The organism is Halorhodospira halophila, assembly GCF_016653405.1.
Classification (GTDB): domain Bacteria; phylum Pseudomonadota; class Gammaproteobacteria; order Nitrococcales; family Halorhodospiraceae; genus Halorhodospira; species Halorhodospira halophila_A.
The window spans coordinates 75,341-97,662 of the sequence record NZ_NHSN01000018.1; the positions used below are offsets into that span (position 1 = coordinate 75,341).

The window sequence follows — 22,322 nt, forward strand, 5'->3', positions numbered from 1 at the left end:
GAGACGCCCGCCGCATCGCGCGGCGGGCGTCCGGGTCACCCCCTAGAGGTGCGGCGCCGCCGGCGGCCCCTGCCCCGGCTGCCAGGAGAGCTGCATGCGCCGCTTCTCCTCCTGCAGGCCGCGGATCAGGGCGTAGCACATCAGCAGCATCAGCAGCGAGAACGGCAACGCCGAGACGATGGCCGCCGCCTGCAGCGCCGCCAATCCGCCGGCGATTAGCAGGACACCGGCCACACACCCCTCAGCGACACCCCAAAAGGCACGCTGGTACGTCGGCGGCTCGGTATTACCCACGGACAGGAGCATGGTCACCACCAGCGTCGCCGAGTCCGACGAGGTGATGAAGTAGGTGGCGATCAGGACCGTGGCGATCACCGCGAAGAGGGTGGCGATCACCCCGGGGGCGACGGCCTCGATGGTGTAGTAGAGGGCGATGGTCTCGTCCTCCGCCACGGCGTCCACCAGCCCGCCGGCACCGAAGAGCTCCTGATACAGCCCGGTACCGCCGAAGACGGTCAGCCAGGCCAGGGCAAGCAGCGTCGGAACCAGCAGCACACCACCGAGGAACTCCCGGATCGTCCGGCCGCGCGAGATGCGGGCGATGAACATGCCCACGAAGGGCGCCCAGGCAATCCACCAGCCCCAGTAGAAGGCTGTCCAGGACTTCTGCCACCCATCGGCCTCGCGGGCGCCGCTGGCGTCCGTCCAGAAGCTCAGGTAGACCACGTTCTGCAGGTAGTCACCGATACCCTGGACAAAGCTCGAGAGCAGATAGAGCGTCGGCCCCAGGGTCAGGAAGAAGAGCAGGATCACGGCGCTGAGGATCAGATTCAGCTGCGAGAGGACCTTCACCCCTCGCCCGACCCCGGAGACCACCGACCCGACCGCGATGAGCGTCACCACGGCGACAATGAGCAGCTGATTCGTGGTGCTTAGCCCGATCCCGAACAATTCGTCCAGGCCCGTATTGATCTGGATCGCACCGAACCCGAGCGAGGTAGCCACCCCAAAGATGGTGCCGAAGACGGCCAGCACGTCCGCCGCGTGCCCCAGCGGCCCGTAGATGCGGTTGCCGATCAGCGGGTAGAGCGCCGAGCGGATGGCCAGCGGCAGCTTCTTGCGGTAGCAGAAGAAGGCCAGCGACAGCGCCACGATGGCGTAGATCGCCCAGGGATGGAATCCCCAGTGGAAGTAAGTCAGGCGCATGGCCGACTCAGCCGCAGCGGCCGTCTCCCCCTCGTCGATAAAGGGGTTGCCCTGGAAGTGCCAGACCGGCTCGGCTATGCTCCAGAACAGCAGACCGATGCCCATGCCGGCGCCGAAGAGCATGGAGAACCAGGCGAAGTAGCTGAACTCCGGCGGACGGTCGTCGTCGCCGAGCTTGAGATCGCCGAAGCGGCTGAACATCAGGAACAGCGCAAACAGCAGGAAGAAGGCGACAACCCCGATGTAGTACCACTTGAAGGTATCGAGGACCCAACCGCTGACCCCTTCGAAGACTGTCTCTGCGTACTCCGGATCCCAGGCGCCAAAGATCAGGAACCCGATCACGATCAGCGCGGCCGTGCCGGTCAGCGGGACGTTCAACCCTTTCAGCGGGCCTCTCTGTGCACGCACGTCTTGTTCCCCCGGCTGCCCTTAGAAGTACTCTTCACCGACGTGGTCCCCGTAGCCACCGACGGCCCGGTAGACGACATCGCCCCGGGGGTTCTCCCGGTGGTCCACCAACGAGACGGTGGGCTGGCGATTGACGGCGGTACGCTGCCCGAGGTAGATGCACACCGGCATGCCGATGTTCGTCGTGCCCACGGTGATCCACAGGCGGTTGAAGCCGAAACCGCCGCCGACAAAGTCGAGCTGGGTGAGCGCGTCGTCGAAGCCACCGACGAAGTAGTTGCGCTGCTCGCGGCTCGCGAAGACGTGGACCCGGATGTAGGCGTGGATGAGTTCGTTGACAAGCTCGGGGAGGCGGAACTCGCCGGTGATCTCGGCGCCCTCGTGGTGCTCGGCGAAGGGGTCCACGTGGACGGTCAGATCCTCCGGCTGCGGGTTGAAACGCGGCAGGTAGCGCACGTAGGCCGAGGTGTCGGCCAGGGTGTAGCGCACCCGCACGATGCGCATCTGCTCGACGATCTCATCGACGCCCAGCGACTGCGGGTCGACGTGCTCTTCGGTCTCCGGCGTCTGCTCCGGTTCGCTCATGGTGCCTCCGTGATGTGATAACCCGATGATGGTACTGCAAACACCGTCGCCCGCCCAACCCACACCGTTACCCCACCGGCCGGCGGTGCATTGCCGACACCCGACGCCCGCTCTATGATCGGCTCCATGGTTGTAACCGGCATCAGCATCGTGGCGGTCGTGCTGGCACTGCTCATCTGGGCGGTGGCCGCCTCCTACGAGCGCCAGGCAGAAGGCTTCAGCGCCGCCGTGGCCCGGGATGTGAAGTACTGGCAGCGTGGCGCGGCCATCTTTTTCATCATCAGCCTGCTGCCTGGCCTGGTCAGCCGCCCGTCGCCGGATCTTCCCCGGGCAGTCTACGAAACCCTCAGCGCGCTGGCACCCGTCTTTCTGTTCCTCGGGCTGCTGTGCTTCGCCGCGGCACTGAGCAAGCTCATCCCGGCCTGGCGTCGTCACCGAGAGCTGCGCGAGCAAGAGCAGCGCCGCCGCCAGATCGCCGCCCGGGGCGGCCCCTATCCCGAGCTCTCGGCTGCCTTGGCCGAGAGCATCCAGCAGTGCCTCCCCGAGCTTGAGGTCACCACCGACCAGCGCTCCACCGAAGGCCACCATGCCAGCCTGCTCATCGACTCCTCCATGGAGTCGCAGCGCTACGTCATCTACGCCCTCCCCCGGGAGCACCTGCATCTGGAGGGCGGCCGCGGGGTCAACCCCAACGCGGTGCAGCGGGCCTGCGAGACCGCCGCCGCCTTCGCCGGCCGGCCCATCCTCTGGGCCCCGTTGCCCGGCCACGGTACCCCTCAGGGCTACGCCGCCGACAGCGGCTCGGAGCTGCGGCCGTACATCGTCGAAGGCAAGGACATCCACCTGGCGGAAGCGGTCAAGAAGTTCGATCTAGCGGCGCGCTCGGAGCGGCGCCGACGCGAAGCCCGCGAAGCCGCTCGCGCCGCCAGCGAGGGCGACCCGCGCCACCACGTCCCGGTGCGCAGCGAGACCACGGCCGAACGCGGCCGGCGCCAGCACGACCGCGAGAGCTGGGAGCGCTTCAACCTGCTCGCCCCGCGGCATCCGCACATCGTCGAGGAGGTCCAGCGCCGCACGCGCGAGCTGTGCGACCGCTGCCTGACGCCGATCCCCGAGGGCAACGGCGAGGTGGTGGTCACCGATCACGACCACATTTGCAAGAACGACGCCTCGGTGCGGATCGCCCTCAATGAGGGCAACGAGACCCTGACCCAGCACATGCCGGACTGCGGCCAGTGCCACTACGAGACTCCGGAGCTCTACGAGGAGTGCCTGAGCCGGCTGACCCTGGTCCACCCCGGCCGCTGCCCGGCGAGCCCGGATGATCCCGAGGAGGTCGAGCGTCAGGAGCAGTTTGAACAGCGCGCGCGGATGGAGGCCCTGGGCCGGTCATTCCGGGAGTGAATCGGCCACCGCCTGGCGCAGGGCGGCCAAAGTCGGACGACGCCCCGAGACGCCGAGCCGCTGCGCGGCGTCCACCCAGGGTCGGTGCTGCAGGACCTTGCCGATGAAAGCCGCCTCACAGTGCGACATGCGCCCGCGCGACCGGTCCGAATCGATCAGCACCGCCTCGGCCAGGACACGCAACGCCGGCAGCGCCGCAGCGTACCCGCGCAGGCTGTGGGCGAAGCCGGCCAGCTCCCGCCGCTGCCAGTCGCTCGGCGCCGGCGGCTCGGCGCCCTGCGCAGCGCGGACCACAGCCAGGGCGACCTGCGGATCCATGCGCGCCAGCGGCTCGGCCAGAAGCGCCGAGGCCCCGGCACCGAGCCGAAAGCCGGCCTGCTCCACCCACGCGGCACCTTTCGCATCGAGGCCCCGGGCCATCAGCGCCGAGTGTTCGCCACTGGCCGCATCCCGCCGGGCCCCCACCGCCACGGCGTGCAAGCCACAGGCCCGCCAGAAGTGGATCAGCCCCGGCGTAGCGCCGAAGCTGGTGCCGACAAGGGCACAGCCGTTCCTGCGGCCACGCTCGGTCACGGCATCGACCAGCGCGGCGCCCAGCCCACGCCCCCGTCGCCGGGGGTGAACGGCGATGCGCTGGATGCGCAGGGCGCGGCCGGTGGGTGCCGCCTCGATGCCGGCGTGGGTGGCCAGGGCCTGGGGCAGCAGGTGGCCATGGGGCCGACGCCGCTCGGCCCACACCTCGTGGGCCGTTGCCGGATCAAGCCCGCCCTCCTCGGCAGCCACCGCCACGCCGACCACGGCACCTGCCTCCTCGGCCAAGAACAGGTGCCGCCGCGGGCCATCGAGGAGCTGGTGGAGGTCGAAGGGTCGCGTCCGGTAGTGGGCCGCCACCAGCAGCCCAAAGGCCTGGCGCAGCCGCTGCTCATCCTGCGCCAAAGCCTCCTGGCTGACCGGCACGATCCGCGCTGCCGGGGCCTCTGCGGTGTCCCCGAGTTCGGCCGGCTCGGCGTCGAGGCAGAGCACGCGCCCCAGCCACGCCTCCAGGGGATCGTCGAGCTCCCAGCGGATCGGCGTCTCCAGCCGGACTGCCCGCCATCCGGGGGCCTCGGCATCGAGCACGCCTCGAAAGCGCAGGTCGAAGCCACGCCCACTGCCCTCGTAGCCGTGCACCGTGCTCGCGAAGGCGATGCGCGAGGCGTGCTCGAGTAGACGCCGAAGCAGATCCACCGGCAGCCCCGCGGCCTCGTCCACCAGCAGCAGATCGCCGGTTTCCGGACGGTCGATCAGTGCCTCGGGCTCGCGGTAGACGACCTCGGCACCGGCACAGCACAGGCGGCGGCGCTCGACCCGCACGCCGCCGCAGCGCTCGGCGGCGTGCTCGAACAGACCGTCGGCGGCGTGGATCGTCGGCGCGGTGATCACCACCCGCTGCACCCGGCGTTGAAGCAGGAGCTCACCCACCGCAATGCCCAGCGCGGCGGACTTGCCGCGACCACGATCGGCGGTTAGCACCGCCGGGCGGCGGCGGTGACCGTCGACCACCCGCATCACCGCCTCCACGGCGCGCTGTTGATCGGCGCTTCGGCAACCGTAGGGGTGGTCACCATGGGGCACCGGCGGCGGCGCCGGCTCGAGGTCGGGGGGCGGTTGCGCCGGGGTCAGGCAGGCGACGCTCGAAGACTGCTCCAGCCCGACCATCAGGCGCCGGAGGAAGCGAGTGCCGACCTCCTCCCGCCGGTGCCCGGCAGGGATCAGCCGACCGAGCAGCGGATCCGGAGCGCTCGGCCACTGCCCCCAGGCCGGCGTGAGCATGACCAGCACGCCGCCCCCGCGCAATGATCCGACCGCGGCACCGAGGGCATCTGCATCGACACCGGCGTGCGCGTCGTAGACCAAGAGATCCACGGTGCGCCCGAGCACGCGCCGGAAGTCCCGTGCCACCAGCCGCTCCACCCGATCGGGCAACCCCTCCGCCGGCGGCTCGCCGATCCAGCAGATCCGGGCGTCGGCGGGGAGCTGTCGCGCCGCCGTATCGCGCCCCCAGTGCGGCGGCCCAGCGAGGACCACCGTGCGGCGGCTCACGCCACCTCCCGCCAGAGCTCCTGGAGGCGTTTCTCCGAGACCTTCTCCCGGGCACCGACGTCCTGGGCGAAGAGCGAGATACGGTACTCCTCGAGCATCCAGCGCAGTTGCTCCAGTGCCGGATCCGGAACGCCGCGCTCGGCCCGCGCCGCCAGGCGTTGATGCACCCGCTCGTGCCAGGGGCGGATGGTGCGCAGCGGCGCTCGATCCTTGGCCGGGTCAAGTCTCAGCTTCTCCACCCGGCGTTCGAGCCCCCGCAGGTAACGCGGCAGCTCGCCGAATCGCTGCGGCGGCAGGTCTTCCAGGAAGCCGGGGTAAACCAGGCTGTTCAGGTGCTCGTCGATGTCCCGCAGGCTCTCCAGCAGGGCGGGACTGTTGAGCTTTTTCAGCGCCTGGCGCAGCGACTGGTAGCGGGTCAGTACGTCATCCAGGGCGGCACACAGGCCCTGGGCGCAGGAGACCAGCTCGCCGCGCCCGGCGGCGAGGCGGGCCTCGAAGGTCGCGGCATCCCGCGGCAGCCCGTCGGCGAGGAAGCAGCGGTCGAAGACCGCCCGCAGCAAGGCCTCACGCAGCTGATCATCGCTGCCCAGGCCGCGGTATTTGAGCCGCAGGGCCTTGAGCTCATCGAGCTTACGCAGCGCGCGCACCTGCTGCGGCAGGGCCAGCATGAACAGCCGCCGCACCCCGGCGTGGGTCTGTGCCACAGCAGGCTCGGCAGCATCGAGCAGCAGCCGGGTGACGGAGTCCCCTTCATCCCGGAGCGCCGGGTAGCCCTGGAAGCGGACACCGCCCTCCTCCAGCACCACCGATTCGGGCAGCGGCCCGAAATCCCAGGCGGTGATGCCCTCGCGGTGCCACTCGGTGCCGGGGCCAGAGCCGCTGCCGCCGCCCGTGGCGGCAAACTCCTCGCTGGCCGCCTCGCTCAGCCCGGACTGGAGCGCAAGCAGATCGCGACCCTCCTCCAGGGTGCGGCCCTCGCGGTCTACCACACGGAAGGCCATGCGCAGGTGCTCCGGCAGCTCCACGGCCTCAAAGGCGCCAGGCGGCAGCTCCACCCCGGTAACCCGCTGCAGGTGGCGGGCCACCGCGTCGGTCAGCGCCCCCTCCCGGTGGGGCACCGCCTCCAGCACAGCGCGGGCGAAATCCGGCGCCGGCACGAAGTGCTTGCGCAGGGCCTTGGGCAGTCCGCGGATCAAGGCCGTTACCTTCTCCTGCAGCAGTCCCGGCACCAGCCACTCGAACGGCTCGGGCTGCAACTGTTTCAGCGCCGCCACCGGGATCACGGCGGTGACCCCGTCACGCTCGCTGCCCGGCTCCAGGTGGTACTCCAGGGCCAGCTCCACCCCGCCGACGGTCATTCGGTCGGGGTACTGATCGACGGAGATCTCCTCTGTATCCCGGCGCATCAGCGCCTCGCGGGTCATATACAGGCACTGCGGGTCGTCCCGTTCGGCGCGCCGGCGCCAACGCTCGAAGGCCGCGGCATCGTGGATCTCCGCCGGTATGCGGGCATCGTAGAAGGCCACCAGCTGCTCTTCATCGACGAGGACGTCGCGCCGCCGGGCCTTGGCCTCGAGACGCTCGACATCGTCGACGAGGGCCTGGTTGTGGGCCAGGAACGAGCCGCGGGTACGGATCTCGCCGGCGACCAGGCCGTCACGCAGGAACAGCCGCCGCGCCTCCTGCGGGTCGAGCCGCCCGTAGTCGACCTTGCGCCCCGAGACCAGGGTGAGCCCGAATAGACTCACCTGCTCCTCGGTGACCACACGCCCGGCCCGCTTCTCCCAGCGCGGCTCGCCGTAGCTACGCGAGACCAGGTGCCCGGCCAGCTGCTCGACCCACTCCGGGCGGATCTCGGCCACCGTGCGGGCGAAGAGCCGGCTGGTTTCCATCAGCTCGGCGGCCACGATCCACTTGGGGCGACGCCGCGCCAGCCCCGATCCGGGGAAGATCTGCAGCTTGACGCCGCGCGCGCCGAGGTAGGTGCGCTCCTCGTGCAGGGTGGCCACCTGGCTGAGCAGCCCGGTGAGCAGGGCCCGGTGGACGGCCTCGTAGGGGAAGTCCGCCTCGTCGGACCGCCCCGCCGACTCGCCCTGCCCGCCCTCGTCGCCGGAGGACCGGCGGCGCTCCGCCTCCTTGAGCATCTCCGCGAACTGGCGGCGGATGTCGGCCCACTCACGCATGCGCTGTGGCGCTAGGAAGTGCTCCCGGCACCACTGCGTCAGCTTGCGCCGGGACAGGCTGCGCCGCTGCGCCTGGTAATCATCCCACAGCCTCAGCAGGGCAGCGAAATCGCTCTTCGGATCGTGCCAGCGCGCATGGGCCCGGTCCGCGGCCTCCTGCGCCTCCATCGGCCGCTCACGCGGATCCTGCACGGAGAGCGCGGCGGCGATGATCAGGACTTCGCGCTGCACACCCGTCTCGCGGGCAGCGAGCAGCATGCGACCGATGCGCGGATCCGCCGGGATGCGCGCCAGGCGCCGGCCCAGGTCGGTGAGTTCCCGGCGCTCATCCACGGCCTCGAGCTCGAAGAGCAGGCGCAGGGCGTCGTTGATGTAGCGCCGCTCCGGGGGCTCGACGAACGGAAAGCGCTCGATATCGCCCAGGCCCATGGCCTTCATCTGCAGGATGACCCCGGCGAGGTTGGTGCGCAGGATCTCCGGGTCGGTATAGCGGGGCCGACTCGCGTAATCCTCCTCGCTGTAGAGACGGATGCAGATCCCCGGCGCCTCGCGCCCGCAGCGACCGGCGCGCTGGTCTGCGGAGGCCTGGGCGATGGGCTCGACCGGCAGCCGCGAGACCTTGGTTCGATGGCTGTAGCGGCTGATCCGCGCCCGCCCGGTATCCACCACGTAGCGGATGCCGGGAACGGTCAGCGAGGTCTCCGCCACGTTGGTGGCGAGCACCACCCTTCGCCCGCCGGCGCCGGGATGGAAGACCCGCTGCTGCTCGGCGCTGGAGAGCCGGGCGTAGAGCGGCAGGATCTCGGTGCCCCGGGGCGGCTGCTTGCGCAGGGCCTCGGCGCACTCGCGGATCTCGCGCTCACCGGAGAGAAAGACCAGCACGTCGCCCGGGCCCTCACGGGCGAGCTCATGCACCGCCTCGGTCACCGCCTGGGGCTGCTCAACCCCCTCGCGCTCCTCGTAGGGCCGGTAGCGGATCTCCACCGGGTACGTGCGTCCGGACACCTCGCGCACCGGTGCGCCGTCGAAATGCTCGGCGAAGCGCTCCGGATCGATGGTCGCCGAGGTGACGATCACCTTCAGGTCCGGCCGGCGCGGCAGCAGGCGCTTGAGATAGCCGAGGATGAAGTCGATGTTGAGGCTGCGCTCGTGGGCCTCGTCGATGATCAGGGTGTCGTAGGCGTCCAGGTGCCGGTCGGACTGGATCTCGGCGAGCAACATCCCGTCGGTAAGCAGCTTGATCCGGCTCTCTTCACCCACCTGATCGGTGAAACGGACCTTGTAGCCCACCGTCTCCCCGATCCGGGTATCCGTCTCCTCGGCCAGGCGCTCGGCCAGCGCCCGGGCGGCGATGCGCCGTGGCTGGGTGTGGCCGATCAGTCCGCGGCTGCCCAGGCCAAGCTCCAGGCACATCTTGGGCAGCTGGGTGGATTTACCCGAGCCCGTGGCACCACAGACCACCACGACCTGGTGATCGCGCAGGGCCTCGAGCAGTTCCTCGCGGCGCTGGACCACCGGCAGGTCGGGGTCGTAGCGAAGCGCCACGGCCTCGTCCCGGCGCCGGGCGACCTCCGCCTCGGCGGCGGCCAGATCCTGCTCCAGGCGCGCCACCCCGCGGTCGAAGGGCTTGCCCTGCCGGGCACGCCGTTCGAGCCCGGCCAGACGGCGCCGCAGGATCGGGCGCTGCGGGCCGAAGGCCCCCTCAATGCGCTCACGCAGCGCCCGGAGCTGGCGCGGTACGCCCCCCACGAGTGCCGGCTACTCCTCGTGGCCGGTAATAGCCCGGTACTTGCGGGGCGGCAGCTGCACCACCTGCACCGACCAGCCATCTTCCTCGCAGTCGAGGATGAGCATCGACGGCCCCTCGTTGACCCGCACACGGCCCGCGGCCCCCGGGTTGAGCACCCACGGCTGCGTGTTGTCGTCGACGCTCAGCTGGTGGCTGTGCCCGCAGGCGATGGCCCGCACCCGCGGGAAGGCCGCGCGCAGGCGCTCATGCCGGCGCGAGGCGGGCTCGTAGCCATCGCCGTGGATGACCGCCAGCTCGCCGCCGGGCAGGTCAAGGACCGAGTGCGCCGGCAGGTTCTCGAGCATGTGCGCCTCGTGGTCCGGCCAGGTCTCTGGCCCGTCGACGTTGCCGCGTACGGCCACCACCTCCTCGCGCGGCTGCATGGCACAGAGCACATCGGCCCCGCCCACATCGCCGGCGTGCACCGCCAGGTCACACTCGGCGATGTGGTCGGCGATGCGTGGGTCGAGGAAGCCGTGGGTATCGGCGATGATACCTACTCGCATGGGGACCCCTTCCCTGACGCAGGGCGGTCGCAATCAGCCGCGCGCGAAGGCCTCGTCTAGGGCCTGGCGCAGCGCGGCGTAATCGTGGGTAACCGGGAACTGCGGGAACTGCCCGGCGATCTCCGCTGGTGGGCAGAAGAAGATCCCCTGGTCCGCTGCGCCGAGCATCCGCGTGTCGTTGTAAGAGTCGCCAGCGGCGGCTACCCGGAAGTTCAGGCTGCGCAGCGATTCCACGGCCTGTCGCTTGTGATCCTCGAGGCGGATGTGGAAGTCGGCAATCCGACCCGCCTCGCTCACCTCAAGGCTGTGGCAGAACAGCGTCGGCCAGCCGAGCTGCGCCATCAGCGGACGGGCAAACTCGTAGAAGGTGTCGGAGAGGATGATCACCTGATAGTCGGCGCGCAGCCCGTCGAGGAACTCGCGGGCCCCGGGCAGCGGCTCGAGCCGGGCCACCACGGACTGGATGTCGGCCAGTCCCAGGCCGTGCCGGTCCATGTCCGCCAGGCGCATGGTCATCAGCTCGTTGTAGTCCGGAACGTCCCGCGTCGTGGCGCGGAAGGCGTCGATGCCGGTGATGTCGGCGAGGTTGATCCAGATCTCCGGAACCAGCACGCCCTCGAGATCGAGACAGACGATGTTCAAGCGATTGTCCTCCTGGCGAGCGTTTCCCGGGCACACTTGCCCCGGTTGGCGCGATTGCGCGGCCAATCTATTCATATTGGATGCCGGGTGCAAGCGAAACGGCACGACCCGCGGGACAATGTAGCGTCGACCGGCCAGAACGTCGATAATGGGCGCGCTAGCCGTAGACGCTGCGGCCCACGATCGCGGAACCGAACAAGGAGGCAGACCCTATGTCCGAGCGCTATTCCGATAGTCGCGTCGCGACGGCAACCGGCGGTGCCGCCACCCAGGCGCTGGCCACCAACCGGCTGATCCGCAACACTTACATCCTTCTGGCCATGACGCTGGCGTTCAGCGCCGTGACGGCCGGCGCGGCCGTGCTCACCGACGCACCGCGTCTGAACATCTTCGTCGTCCTCGGCGGGTTCTTCGGTCTTCTTTTCCTGACCCAGTACCTGCGCAACAGCGTCTGGGGGCTGGCGTCGATCTTCGCCCTGACCGGGTTCATGGGCTACACCCTGGGGCCGATCATCAACCTCTACCTGGGCCTGCCCAACGGCGGTCAGACCGTGATGATGGCCTTCGGTGGCACGGCGGCGATCTTCCTGGGCCTGTCGGCCTACGCCCTGACTACCCGGCGCGACTTCAGCTTCATGCGCGGCTTCCTCTTCGCCGGGATCCTGGTCGCGTTCGTCGCCGCCCTGGCCGCCTACTTCCTGCAGATGCCGGGCCTGTCGCTGGCGGTCAGCGTGATGTTCATGATCCTGATGAGCGGGCTGATCCTTTACCAGACCAGCGAGATGATCAACGGCGGTGAGGACAACTACATCATGGCCACCATCACCCTCTACGTGGCCATCTACAACCTGTTCACCAGCCTGCTGCACCTGCTCGGGCTGGCCAACGAGTAACCCGCCGGATCCGTGCGTATCGGGCCGGGCGCAATGCCCGGCCCGCCCCTTGCGGGGCTTCCTCCCGATACTGCCGCGTCCCGTCCGCGACCGGAGATCCCGCCGCACGCCGGTGATCGGGATTCAGGGGCCGGGCGCTCTCAGTCGCCCAGAACGCGCACCCCGCCCATGTACGGGACCAGTGCCTCGGGGACGCTCACCCGACCATCGGCCTCCTGGTAGTTCTCCAGGATCGCCACCAGGCAGCGCCCCACGGCCAGTCCAGAGCCGTTGAGTGTGTGCACCGGCTCCGGTTTGCCGGTCTCGGGGTTGCGCCAGCGCGCCTGCAGGCGCCGCGCCTGGAAGTCGGTGAAGTTCGAGCAGGAGGAGATCTCCCGGTAGCGCTCCTGCGCCGGCAGCCACACTTCCAGATCGTAGGTGCGCGCCGCCGAGAAGCCGATGTCTCCGCTGCACAGCGACACCACCCGGTAGGGTAGCGCCAGTCGGCGCAGCACCGCCTCGGCGTGGCCGGTGAGCGCTTCCAGCGCATCCCACGACTCCCCGGGGCGCACCACCTGGACCAGCTCGACTTTCTCGAACTGATGCTGGCGGATCATACCGCGGGTGTCCTTGCCGTAGCTGCCGGCCTCGGAGCGGAAGCACGGCGTGTGACAGACGAAGCGCAGCGGCATATCCGGGTCCTCGACGATGCGCTCCTGGACCAGGTTGGTCACCGGCACCTCGGCCGTCGGCGCCAGGTAGAAATCGGGGTCGTGCTCGACGCGGAAGAGATCCGCCTCGAACTTAGGCAGCTGCCCGGTGCCGGTCAGCGCCCGGGCATTGACCAGGTACGGGACGTAGACCTCGGTGTAACCGTGCTCGCTGGTGTGCAGATCGAGCATGAATTGGGTCAGTGCCCGGTGCAGCCGCGCCAGAGGCCCACTGAGGGTGACGAAGCGGCTGCCGGCGATGCGCGCGGCCGCCTCGAAGTCCATCCCGCCGAGCAGCTCGCCCAGATCGACGTGATCCCGCGGCTTGAAGGGCAGCGCCGGAATCCCACCCCACTGGCGGAGCTCGCGGTTATCGGCTTCGTCTTCACCGTCGGGAACCTGGTCGTCGAGGAGGTTGGGCAGGCCAAGATGGAGCGCCTCAAGCTGCTCCTGCACCTCGCTCAGGGCGTTCTCTGCTTCGTTCAGGCGCTCGCCGATGCGGCCCACCTCGGCTTTCAGCGGCTCGATGTCCTCGCCGCGCTTCTTGGCCGCGCCGATCTCTTTGGAGCGCTCGTTGCGCTGGTTCTGCAGCGTCTGCGTCTCCTGCTGCAGCTCGCGCCGCCGGGCATCCAGCGCACGGTAGCCGGCGGCGTCGAATTCGAATCCGCGCCGCGCCAGGTTGGCGGCGATGCCTTCGGGATCGTTACGCAGCAGCTTGGGGTTGATCATAGGTGTCGCAGGCTCCTTGGTTCCGGGGCGGGCGCCATGGCGGCGTGCATTCTAATGATTTCCGGGCGGTCGGCGCCACGGCGCGGCGCGCATTACGCCTGCCGGGTGCGCAACCGCCGGAAGCGCTCGGCAATGCGCTGCTCCAGCCCGCGGTCGGAGGGCTCGTAGTACCGGGTTCCGGCCAACGCATCCGGCATGTACTCGACGCCGGCGGCGAAGGCCTCCGGCTCATCGTGGGCGTAACGGTAACCGCTGCCGAAACCCTGCTCCTTCATGATCCCGGTCGGGGCGTTGCGCAAGTGCATGGGCACCTCCAGCGAGCCGTACCGGCGGACGTCCCGCTCGGCCGCCTGCCAGGCAGTGTAGACGCGGTTGCTCTTGGGTACCGAGGCCTGGAATGCGGCCGCATGGGCCAGGGCCAGGTCCCCCTCCGGCGAACCGAGACGCTCGTACGCCTCGGCGGCGTTCAGGGCCACCTGCAGGGCCCGCGGGTCGGCGTTGCCGATGTCCTCGGAGGCAACCCGGATCAACCGCCGGGCGATGTAGAGCGGATCGCAGCCACCATCGAGCATGCGCGCTAGCCAGTACAGCGCAGCGTCCGGATCCGAACCGCGGATCGACTTGTGCAGCGCCGAGATCTGATCGTAGAAATCGTCGCCCCCCTTGTCGAAGCGCCGTGCCCCGCCGGCGACCGCCTCGGCCACGGCATCGGCGTCGAGGGTTTGCGCATCGACCAGGTCCGCAGCAATCTCGAGGGCCGAGAGCAATCGCCGGGCGTCGCCGTCGGCGGCACGCAGCAGCAGAGCCCGGGCCTCGTCGGTGGCCTGCAGCCGACGCTCCCCCAGGCCGCGCTCCGGGTCGCGCAACGCCCGCTCGAGCAGCTCGGACAGGGCCGTATCGTCCAGGGCCCGCAGCATGTAGACCCGCGCCCGCGAGAGCAGCGCCTTGTTGAGCTCGAAGGAGGGGTTTTCCGTGGTGGCCCCGATAAAGACCACCGTGCCGTCCTCCACGTAGGGCAGGAAGGCGTCCTGTTGCGCCTTGTTGAACCGGTGCACTTCGTCGACGAAAAGCACCGTGCGCCGGCCCGTCTTCCAGAGATCCGTGGCCTCGGCCATGGCACCGCGGATCTCGCGCACCCCGGCGGTCACCGCGGAGAGGGTCAGGAACCGGGCCTCGGCGTGCTCGGCCACCAGGCGGGCGAGCGTCGTCTTGCCACTGCCTGGAGGCCCCCACAGGATCATGGAGTGGGGACGCCCGGCCTCCACGCTCTGCACCAGCGCCCGACCGGAATCGAGCAGATGCCCCTGCCCGGCCATCTCGTCGATGCTGCGCGGGCGCATGCGCTCGGCCAGCGGTGCACTCGGAGGTGCGCTCAACGGACCCCCTCGTCCGGATCGGTCTCGTAGACGTCGACCCCTTCCGGCGGGTCGAAACGGAACCGGTCGGCATCCACGGACTCGTTGATGCGCACCTCGTCGAGTTCGACCCGGGTCACCTGCCCCAGGGCGTCGTCGATCTCCAGCGCACTCGGGTGCCCGTCGCGCATACCCAGCCGGGCCTCATCAAAGGCCTCGCCGCCGTCGCGGGGAGTGAGCCGGACGTAGTCCTCGGTCTCGGCCAACTCGAACAGTTCCGCTAGATCAGCGTAATCGCCGGAGAGCAGCTGCGCGGGTGCACTGCCCAGGACGGCGCGCTGATCCCGCACGGTGACCTGATCGAGCTCGACGTCGTAGACCCAGAGACGCTCACCGTCAGCGATGATCTCTTGGGAGAACGGGCCGGCGTAGGACCAGTGAAAGCGATCCGGGCGGTGGATGGCGAAGTCACCGGAGGACTCCTCAATCACCTGCCCGCGATCGTCCAGAGTGAACTGCTTGAACACCCCCTGGACCGTCTCCACATCGCGGTAGTAGTCCTCCAGTGCCGCCAGCTGCCCGGCTTGCACGGCGTTCAGCGCGAGCGCCAGCACCAGGGCGAGCGCGATTGCGGTTCGTTGGATGGGCGTCATGGGCGTTTTGCCTCCGGGGTTGCGTGCATGGGCACGTCGTGGGAAACGCTCAGGCATCCGGCGGCGGCGGCGCCAGGACCTCGCGACCGCCGTTGGACTGCAACGGCCCGACCACCCCGGCGGCCTCCATCTCCTCGACCAGCCGGGCAGCCCGGTTGTAACCAATCTTCAGCCGCCGCTGCACGCCGGAGATGGAGGCGCGCCGGGTTTCGGTGACGATGCGCACGGCATCGTCATAGAGCGGATCGCTCTCGCTGCCGCCGCCACCACCCCCGTTACCGCCCTCGCCGGGCAGGCCCGGGATGGGGGCCGATTCGCTGGCATCCTGGAGCACTTCGTCGACGTACTCCGGCTCGGCGACCGCCTTGAGATGCTCGACGACACGGTGCACCTCGGCGTCAGAGACGAAGGCGCCATGCACGCGCTGCGGCACGCCGCTGCCCGGCGGCACGTAGAGCATATCGCCGTGCCCGAGCAGCGCCTCGGCGCCCTGCTGGTCCAGGATCGTACGCGAATCCACTTTCGAGGAGACCTGGTAGCCGATCCGCGTGGGGATGTTCGCCTTGATCAGCCCGGTGATGACGTCCACCGAGGGGCGCTGGGTCGCTAGGATGAGATGGATCCCCGCCGCCCGGGCCTTTTGCGCCAGCCTAGCGATGAGCTCTTCAACCTTCTTGCCGACAATCATCATCATGTCGGCCAGCTCGTCGACCACTACCACGATGAAGGGCAGCTCCTCCAGCTCCGGGGCCTGCGGGGTCTCGCCGTCCAAGGTCTGTTCGTTGGGGTCGGCGGCATCAAACAACGGGTCGAGCAGCGGCTCGCCGGCCTCGCGGGCCGCGCGCACCTTGTCGTTGAAGCCGGTGACGTTGCGCACGCCGAGCGCCGCCATCAGGCGGTAGCGCCGCTCCATTTCGGCCACGCACCAGCGCAGGGCGTTGGCGGCGTCGTTCATGTCGGTGACCACCGGGGCGAGCAGATGCGGGATCCCGTCGTAGACCGACAGCTCCAGCATCTTGGGATCGACCATGATCAGCCGGGTCTGCTCGGGGGTGTTGCGGTAGAGCAGCGAGAGGATCATGGCGTTGATCCCCACCGACTTGCCGGAGCCGGTCGTACCGGCCACGAGCAGGTGGGGCATCTTGGCCAGGTCGGCGGTGACCGGATTGCCCCCGATATCCTTGCCCAGCGCCACGGTCAGCGCCGACTTCATGCGTGCGTACTCCTGGGAACGGATGATCTCCGAGAGCGCGATCACGTCGCGCTGCTCATTGGGGATCTCCAGCCCCACCGTGGACTTGCCGGGGATGACCTCCACCACGCGGACCGAGCGCACCGACATGGCGCGGGCCAGATCCTTGGCCAGGTTAGAGATCTGGCTGACCTTGACGCCCGCGGCTGGCAAGACCTCGAAGCGCGTAATGACCGGCCCCGGCTGAACGGTCTCGACCTGGACCTCGACGCCGAAATCGCGCAGCCGCTCCTCGACCTGCTGCGACATGGTCGCCAGCACCTCGCGGCTGTAACCGCCCTTGCCCGCCGGCGGCTGGTCGAGCAAATCCACCGGCGGCACCGGCGAGCCGCCTGCGGCGGGTCCGCTGCGCTTGCTGCGCTCGCTCTTGCGTTGCCGGCGCGGCTTCTCTGCGGCAGAGGAGGGTTCGCGCTGGACCGGCGGCTCCTCAATGACCTGCTCCGGCGGATCCCCGGCACGGGCCCGGGGCAGCAACTGGATCGCCTTGCGCACTTTGCCGCCACCCGACTCCTGCTGCGCCGGTGGCGCGATCCGCGGGGGCTCGGCCCGGGCCGTTCCCTGCTCCTCACGCGACTGGCGCCGCCGCTCCAGCCGCCCCCGTGCGGCCCGCACGCCCCCGACCACACCGCCGACGAGCATCCGCCCGAGCAAGGCACGCAATCTCCCGAACAACTCCAGCGTCCAGCGTCCGACGCGTTCGGCCAGCGCCAGCCACGAAAACCCCGTGGCCAGGGTCAGCGCCGCCAGAAACAGCGCGCCGGCCATCAGCGACGCCCCGACGAAGCCCAGCCAGCTCTCGAGCTCACCGGCGCTCAGCTCACCGAGCAGCCCACCCGCGCCGAGCGGCAGCGCCTCACCCTCCAGGTGCAGGCTTGCCAGCGCGGCGCCCGCCAGAAGCGCGAGCACCAGCCCCACCGAGCGGACCGCCAGCGCCAGCGGATCGAAACCGGGTTCGTCGAGCATCCGAAACACCCGGTAGGCGGCCCACGCCATGAACAACGGCACCAGATAAGCCAGGTAGCCAAAAAGCACCAGGGCGATATCGGCAAACCAGGCACCGGCAATGCCGCCGAAGTTCTCCACGTCGGCGACGGCGCTGACCCGGCTCCAGCTCGGATCGTCGGCGTCGTAACTCCACAGAGCCAGAAGCATGAAGGCGGCCACGCCCGCGAGCAGCACCATGGCTGCCTCGCGCAGGCGGCGCTGCAGCTGATGACCGAGGAACGGCTCGTCCCCGTGTTGTTCTTCCGGCTCCGCCACGGATCTCGTACCCTTTGCAGGAATCAATCCACCATTGTCAGTGACCACCGCGGCAGCGGCAAGTCGCCCCGGCGATGCCTGCACGACGGCGTGAGCAGGCGGTATCATGCTCCGGTGCCCTCAAGGCCCACTTGCCCCGAGCAAAAGAGAGCGTCTTCATCCATGCGGCGGCTACGCTGGCTCAACGAACACACCCCGGACGAGCCGTTCCCCTCGGCGGACCAGGCCCTGGCCGACCCCAACGGCCTGCTCGCCGTCGGAGGGGATCTTTCCGCCGAGCGCCTCATGGCCGCCTACCGCAATGGGATCTTCCCGTGGTACGGCGAGGGGCAGCCCATCCTCTGGTGGAGCCCTGACCCCCGCGGGATCTTCCTGCCCGGGGACTTCCACGTCAGCCGCAGCCTGCGCCGACGGCTTAACCAGACCCGCATGACGGTCACCCTGGACACCGAGTTCGAGGCCGTGATGGCCGGCTGCGCCGCCCCACGCCCCGACCAGGACGGCACCTGGATCACCCGCGAGATGATCGCCGCCTACACCGAACTCCACCACCTCGGTTGCGCGCACTCCGCCGAGGTCTGGCTGGAGGGGGAGCTGGTCGGCGGGGTCTACGGCGTGGCCCTGAACGGGGCCTTCTTCGGCGAGTCCATGTTCAGTCGCATGGAAGACGCCTCAAAGGTGGGTCTGACTTGGCTGACCGCGCAGCTCTGGCGCTGGGGCTTTCAGCTCTTCGACTGCCAGATGAGCAACCCCCACCTGGCCCGACTGGGCGTCCGCCAGATCCCTCGCAGCGAATACCTGGCGCGCCTGGACCGGGCACTGCAGGCCTCCCATCGCGACTCACCATGGCGCCTGGATAACGACCTCGACCCCGCCACCGAGCACCGCAGCCGGGAGGGGTCGTGACCCGCAGCCGCGTCACCCTGCTGCGCACCGATTGCCATGAGTGCGCCTACGTCTCCGGGCGAACGGCGCGACTCGAGTTCCTCTCGCCGCAATTGGCGCTGGATGATCGGCGCTATCAGCTGCTGCTCGAGCAGGGGTTCCGGCGCAGCGGACCCTACATCTACCGGCCGCGGTGCCCCGGCTGCGCGGCGTGTCAGTCGCTGCGCATCCCGGTGGCCCGTTTCCGCGCTCGGCGCCGCCACCGCCGTTGCCGGCGCGACAACGCCGACCTGCACGTCACGGCCTGCCCGCCGGTTCTCACCGACGAACAGCTGGCGCTCTACCGGCGCTACATCGACCATCGGCATCCCCATAGCAGCATGGCCGACCCCGACCGCGCGGAGGCCGAAGGGTTCCTGACAGCCCCCTGGTGCACCACCGTCTTCTATGAGCTGCGCAGCACGGAGCGTGGCCCCCTGCTCGGTGTGGCCGTCACCGACGTGCTCCCCGGCGCCCTGTCCGCCGTCTATACCTTCTACGCCCCCGAGGCCGAGCACCGCGGCCTGGGCAACCTGGCCGTGCTCTGGCAACTCTCGGAGGCACGCCGGCTGGGCGCACAGCACGTATACCTCGGGTACTGGATTGCGGACGCCCCGACCATGGCCTACAAGGCCACGTTCCGTCCCCACGAGGTGTTTGACGGACGCCGGTGGCTCGCCGGCGCATAGACGGCGCACCGCCTTGCCGCCAGAGCTACAGGCCGGTATAGTTCGCGCGTTCAGAAGTCCCGTGCAAGCGGGACTCCATCCGACCGCAGCGACCACGAATCAGAGAGGCGCATGGCGAAGGAAGACTCCATCCGCATGCAGGGGGTGATCGTCGACACCCTGCCCAATACGATGTTCCGCGTCGAGCTGGAGAACGGCCACGTGATCACGGCCCACATCTCCGGGAAGATGCGCAAGCACTACATCCGCATCCTGACCGGGGACAAGGTGACGGTGGAGCTGACCCCGTACGACCTGAACAAGGGTCGCATCGTCTACCGAGAGCGGTAACGCCCCGCCCCGGAACACCCGTCGCCGGGGCCACGGGGGCCCCGCTCGCCGGGCTACGCTCCCTCGGTGTCCTTTTCCCGGACGTGGATGGCCAGATCGCCGTCCTCGACCGTGACCTCGACCTCGCCGCCGCCGGTGAGCTCGCCGAAGAGCAGCTGCTCCGCCAGGGGCTTCTTGATGTGCTGCTGGATCACGCGGGCCATCGGGCGTGCGCCCATCTGCGGATCGTAGCCCTTCTCGCCGATCCACCGCCGGGCGTCGCCATCGACCACCAGCGTGACGCGCTTCTCGGCCAGCTGCACCGAGAGCTCGCGGATGAACTTGTCGACCACGCGCTGCACGGTGTCCTGCCCCAGGGGCTGGAACTGCACCACCGCGTCGATGCGGTTACGGAACTCCGGCGAGAACGTGCGCCGGATCGCCTCCATGCTGTCCTGGGTGTCGTTCTCGTTGGTGAAGCCGATCGAGCGCTTGCTCATCTCCTCGGCGCCGGCGTTGGTGGTCATCACCAGGATCACGTTGCGGAAATCCGCCTCGCGGCCGTTGTTGTCGGTCAGCGTGCCGTGATCCATCACCTGCAGCAGCAGGTTGAACACGTCCGGATGGGCCTTCTCGATCTCGTCGAGCAGCAGCACCGAGTGCGGGTGCTTGATCACCTCCTCGGTGAGCAGACCGCCCTGATCGTAGCCGACATACCCCGGCGGGGCCCCGATCAACCGCGAGACCGTGTGCCGCTCCATGTACTCGGACATGTCGAAGCGGATCAGCTGCACTCCGGTCAGGTCGGCCAGCTGGCGGGTGACCTCCGTCTTGCCCACGCCGGTCGGGCCGGCGAAGAGGAACGTCCCCACCGGCCGATCCGGCGTGCCCAGTCCGGCACGGGACATCTTGATGGTCGACGCCAGGCTCTCGATGGCCTCGTCCTGGCCGAAGATCAGCCCCTTGAGCTCGCCCTCGAGGTTCTCGAGGATCTTCATGTCCTGACTGGAGACTCGCTTGGGCGGAATCCGCGCGATCTTCGCCACAATCGACTCGATGTCCGGCAGGCCCACGGTCTTGCGCCGCTTGGAACGGGGCCGCAGCCGGAGCCGCGCGCCCGCCTCGTCGATGACGTCGATGGCCTTATCCGGCAGGCGCCGGTCATTGATGTACTTGGCCGACAGCTCCGCCGCCGCCTGCAGCGCCGGCTCGGTGAAGCGGACGTTGTGGTGCTCCTCGAAGCGACTCTTGAGCCCCTTGAGGATCTGCACGGTGTCCTCCACCGTCGGCTCGCTGACGTCGATCTTCTGGAAGCGCCGGGCCAGGGCGCGATCCTTCTCGAAGATGCCCCGGTACTCCTGATACGTCGTCGACCCGATGCAGCGCAGTTCGCCGGAGGCGAGCATCGGCTTGATCAGGTTCGAGGCATCCATCACGCCGCCGGAGGCAGAGCCGGCTCCGATGATCGTGTGAATCTCATCGATGAACAGGATCGAGCCGCTGTCCTTCTTGAGCTGATGCAGCAACGCCTTGAGGCGCTTCTCGAAGTCGCCGCGATACTTGGTGCCGGCCACCAGGGCGCCCAGATCCAGCGAGTAGATGGTGCTCTCCTTGAGCACATCGGGCACCTCGCCCTCGACGATCTGCTTGGCCAGCCCCTCGGCAATGGCCGTCTTGCCCACACCGGCCTCGCCGACGAACAGCGGGTTGTTCTTGCGGCGCCGGCAGAGCACCTGCACGGTGCGCTCGATCTCGTAGCGCCTCCCGATCAGCGGGTCGATCTGCCCGTGCCGGGCGCGCTGATTGAGGTTGGTGGCGTACTGCTCCAGGGGCGACCCCCCTTGAGCCGGCTCGGCCGCACCTTCTTCATCCGCCGGGCCACTCTCTTCCTTGCCCATGTCTTCTTCACCCCCCACCGAGGAGATGCCGTGGGAAATGTAGTTCACCACGTCCAGGCGGGAGATGTTCTGCTTATGCAGGAAGTAGACCGCCTGCGACTCCTGTTCGCTGAAGATCGCCACCAGCACGTTGGCTCCGGTGACCTCCCGCTTGCCGGAGGACTGGACGTGGAGGATGGCGCGTTGCAGGACGCGCTGGAACCCGAGGGTCGGCTGCGTCTCGCGGCTGTCGTTGACCGGCAGCAGCGGCGTGGTCTCATCCAGAAAGGCCTGCAACTCGCCGCGCAGCCGTTCGAGGTCGGCACCACACGCCTTGAGCACCTGCGAGGCAGCGGGGTTATCGGTCAAGGCCAGCAGGAGGTGCTCGACGGTGAGGAACTCGTGGCGCTTCTCACGCGCGTCCTTGAAGGCCAGATTGAGCGTGAACTCTAACTCTTTACTCAGCATGCCCTATTACCTCGCCTGGGGCTCGACCGGGGTACCTCCCCGGAGATTGGACCGGCCAGTACCGCCACGGTTCCTGGAACGATTCAAGCTTCCTCCATCGTACACAGTAGCGGGTGTTCGTGCTCGCGGGCGTAGTCGTTGACCTGAGAGACCTTGGTCTCGGCGACATCCCGGGTATAGACCCCGCAGACACCTTTCCCCCGCGTGTGCACGTGCAACATGATCTGCGTGGCCTGGTTGCGGTCCTTGTTGAAAAACCGCTGCAGCACCTCCACGACGAAGTCCATCGGCGTGTAGTCGTCGTTGAGCAGCACCACCTTGTACATCGGGGGCTGCTTGAGCGACGGTTTGGCCGCTTCAACCTCGGGGCCCTGCGGATCGTCTTGGTTCGGCTCGTCGGTCATCACCCTTCATTT

At 68.9% G+C, this 22,322-nt stretch carries 17 protein-coding genes; 5 read left to right on the forward strand and 12 right to left on the reverse strand.

Features of this window, described 5'->3' with window-relative positions; translation table 11 throughout:
* Window positions 1-42: 42 nt before the first annotated feature.
* The gene (locus tag CCR79_RS07545) at window positions 43-1,617 is read right to left on the reverse strand and encodes a BCCT family transporter (RefSeq protein WP_201170451.1); all 1,575 of its coding nucleotides are present in this window, start codon (window positions 1,615-1,617) and stop codon (window positions 43-45) included.
* Between the two features lie 21 nt (window positions 1,618-1,638).
* Window positions 1,639-2,202 (reverse strand): hypothetical protein, encoded by a 564-nt coding sequence (locus CCR79_RS07550; protein WP_201170453.1) that lies wholly within the window; start codon window positions 2,200-2,202, stop codon window positions 1,639-1,641.
* Between the two features lie 126 nt (window positions 2,203-2,328).
* Between CCR79_RS07550 and CCR79_RS07555 the strand changes: the two genes are divergently transcribed.
* Window positions 2,329-3,606 (forward strand): hypothetical protein, encoded by a 1,278-nt coding sequence (locus CCR79_RS07555; RefSeq protein WP_201170455.1) that lies wholly within the window; start codon window positions 2,329-2,331, stop codon window positions 3,604-3,606.
* On the opposite strand, the gene CCR79_RS07560 is transcribed toward CCR79_RS07555, so the two are convergent.
* Genes CCR79_RS07560 through thrH form a run of 4 tightly spaced genes read right to left on the reverse strand, consistent with a single transcriptional unit; the run spans window position 3,592 to window position 10,808 of the window.
* Entirely contained in the window at window positions 3,592-5,688 is a 2,097-nt protein-coding gene (locus tag CCR79_RS07560; RefSeq protein WP_201170459.1) for a GNAT family N-acetyltransferase, read from the reverse strand. The genes CCR79_RS07555 and CCR79_RS07560 overlap by 15 nt on opposite strands.
* The gene (gene hrpA, locus CCR79_RS07565) at window positions 5,685-9,620 is read right to left on the reverse strand and encodes an ATP-dependent RNA helicase HrpA (protein ID WP_201170461.1); all 3,936 of its coding nucleotides are present in this window, start codon (window positions 9,618-9,620) and stop codon (window positions 5,685-5,687) included. The genes CCR79_RS07560 and hrpA overlap by 4 nt, the downstream gene beginning before the upstream one ends.
* A gap of 9 nt (window positions 9,621-9,629) precedes the next feature.
* Window positions 9,630-10,166, reverse strand: a complete 537-nt coding sequence (locus CCR79_RS07570) for a metallophosphoesterase family protein (RefSeq protein ID WP_201170464.1) — start codon at window positions 10,164-10,166, stop codon at window positions 9,630-9,632.
* A gap of 33 nt (window positions 10,167-10,199) precedes the next feature.
* Complete coding sequence (thrH, locus tag CCR79_RS07575) at window positions 10,200-10,808, reverse strand: bifunctional phosphoserine phosphatase/homoserine phosphotransferase ThrH (protein ID WP_201170466.1); 609 nt, start codon at window positions 10,806-10,808, stop codon at window positions 10,200-10,202.
* A gap of 212 nt (window positions 10,809-11,020) precedes the next feature.
* Here thrH and CCR79_RS07580 point away from each other — a divergent pair, with 212 nt between their 5' ends.
* Window positions 11,021-11,701, forward strand: coding sequence for a Bax inhibitor-1/YccA family protein (locus CCR79_RS07580; protein WP_238634630.1), 681 nt, complete (start codon window positions 11,021-11,023; stop codon window positions 11,699-11,701).
* Window positions 11,702-11,841: 140 nt separating this feature from the next.
* On the opposite strand, the gene serS is transcribed toward CCR79_RS07580, so the two are convergent.
* The 4 genes from serS to CCR79_RS07600 form a co-directional block, all read right to left on the reverse strand.
* Window positions 11,842-13,119: a serine--tRNA ligase gene (serS, locus tag CCR79_RS07585; RefSeq protein ID WP_201170468.1), complete on the reverse strand. Its 1,278-nt coding sequence runs from the start codon at window positions 13,117-13,119 to the stop codon at window positions 11,842-11,844.
* Window positions 13,120-13,211: 92 nt separating this feature from the next.
* Window positions 13,212-14,495, reverse strand: a complete 1,284-nt coding sequence (locus CCR79_RS07590) for a replication-associated recombination protein A (protein WP_274522059.1) — start codon at window positions 14,493-14,495, stop codon at window positions 13,212-13,214.
* Window positions 14,492-15,127 (reverse strand): outer membrane lipoprotein chaperone LolA, encoded by a 636-nt coding sequence (gene lolA / locus CCR79_RS07595; RefSeq protein WP_201170470.1) that lies wholly within the window; start codon window positions 15,125-15,127, stop codon window positions 14,492-14,494. The genes CCR79_RS07590 and lolA overlap by 4 nt, the downstream gene beginning before the upstream one ends.
* Window positions 15,128-15,176: 49 nt before the next feature.
* The gene (locus CCR79_RS07600) at window positions 15,177-17,747 is read right to left on the reverse strand and encodes a DNA translocase FtsK (protein ID WP_201170473.1); all 2,571 of its coding nucleotides are present in this window, start codon (window positions 17,745-17,747) and stop codon (window positions 15,177-15,179) included.
* Between the two features lie 54 nt (window positions 17,748-17,801).
* Here CCR79_RS07600 and aat point away from each other — a divergent pair, with 54 nt between their 5' ends.
* The 3 genes from aat to infA all read left to right on the forward strand — a co-directional run bounded on the left by aat (window position 17,802) and on the right by infA (window position 19,582).
* A complete protein-coding gene (gene aat / locus CCR79_RS07605; RefSeq protein WP_201170474.1) occupies window positions 17,802-18,545 on the forward strand; it encodes a leucyl/phenylalanyl-tRNA--protein transferase in 744 nt (247 codons plus the stop codon).
* Entirely contained in the window at window positions 18,542-19,252 is a 711-nt protein-coding gene (locus tag CCR79_RS07610; protein WP_201170475.1) for an arginyltransferase, read from the forward strand. The genes aat and CCR79_RS07610 overlap by 4 nt, the downstream gene beginning before the upstream one ends.
* A 111-nt stretch (window positions 19,253-19,363) precedes the next feature.
* Window positions 19,364-19,582 (forward strand): translation initiation factor IF-1, encoded by a 219-nt coding sequence (infA, locus tag CCR79_RS07615; RefSeq protein ID WP_201170476.1) that lies wholly within the window; start codon window positions 19,364-19,366, stop codon window positions 19,580-19,582.
* A gap of 53 nt (window positions 19,583-19,635) precedes the next feature.
* On the opposite strand, the gene clpA is transcribed toward infA, so the two are convergent.
* The gene (gene clpA, locus CCR79_RS07620; RefSeq protein WP_201170478.1) at window positions 19,636-21,906 is read right to left on the reverse strand and encodes an ATP-dependent Clp protease ATP-binding subunit ClpA; all 2,271 of its coding nucleotides are present in this window, start codon (window positions 21,904-21,906) and stop codon (window positions 19,636-19,638) included.
* 83 nt (window positions 21,907-21,989) lie between these two features.
* On the reverse strand, window positions 21,990-22,310 hold the full coding sequence (gene clpS / locus CCR79_RS07625) for an ATP-dependent Clp protease adapter ClpS (RefSeq protein ID WP_201170480.1): 321 nt from the start codon (window positions 22,308-22,310) through the stop codon (window positions 21,990-21,992).
* Between the last annotated feature and the right edge of the window lie 12 nt (window positions 22,311-22,322).

Coding starts and splice junctions, on each gene's coding strand:
- clpS (WP_201170480.1), bottom strand. CDS start 22,310: ATGACCGACGAGCCGAACCAAGACGATCCGCAGGGCCCCGAGGTTGAA.
- CCR79_RS07555 (WP_201170455.1), top strand. CDS start 2,329: ATGGTTGTAACCGGCATCAGCATCGTGGCGGTCGTGCTGGCACTGCTC.
- aat (WP_201170474.1), top strand. CDS start 17,802: ATGCGGCGGCTACGCTGGCTCAACGAACACACCCCGGACGAGCCGTTC.
- CCR79_RS07570 (WP_201170464.1), bottom strand. CDS start 10,166: ATGCGAGTAGGTATCATCGCCGATACCCACGGCTTCCTCGACCCACGC.
- CCR79_RS07550 (WP_201170453.1), bottom strand. CDS start 2,202: ATGAGCGAACCGGAGCAGACGCCGGAGACCGAAGAGCACGTCGACCCG.
- infA (WP_201170476.1), top strand. CDS start 19,364: ATGGCGAAGGAAGACTCCATCCGCATGCAGGGGGTGATCGTCGACACC.
- lolA (WP_201170470.1), bottom strand. CDS start 15,127: ATGACGCCCATCCAACGAACCGCAATCGCGCTCGCCCTGGTGCTGGCG.
- serS (WP_201170468.1), bottom strand. CDS start 13,119: ATGATCAACCCCAAGCTGCTGCGTAACGATCCCGAAGGCATCGCCGCC.
- clpA (WP_201170478.1), bottom strand. CDS start 21,906: ATGCTGAGTAAAGAGTTAGAGTTCACGCTCAATCTGGCCTTCAAGGAC.
- CCR79_RS07580 (WP_238634630.1), top strand. CDS start 11,021: ATGTCCGAGCGCTATTCCGATAGTCGCGTCGCGACGGCAACCGGCGGT.
- CCR79_RS07600 (WP_201170473.1), bottom strand. CDS start 17,747: ATGATACCGCCTGCTCACGCCGTCGTGCAGGCATCGCCGGGGCGACTT.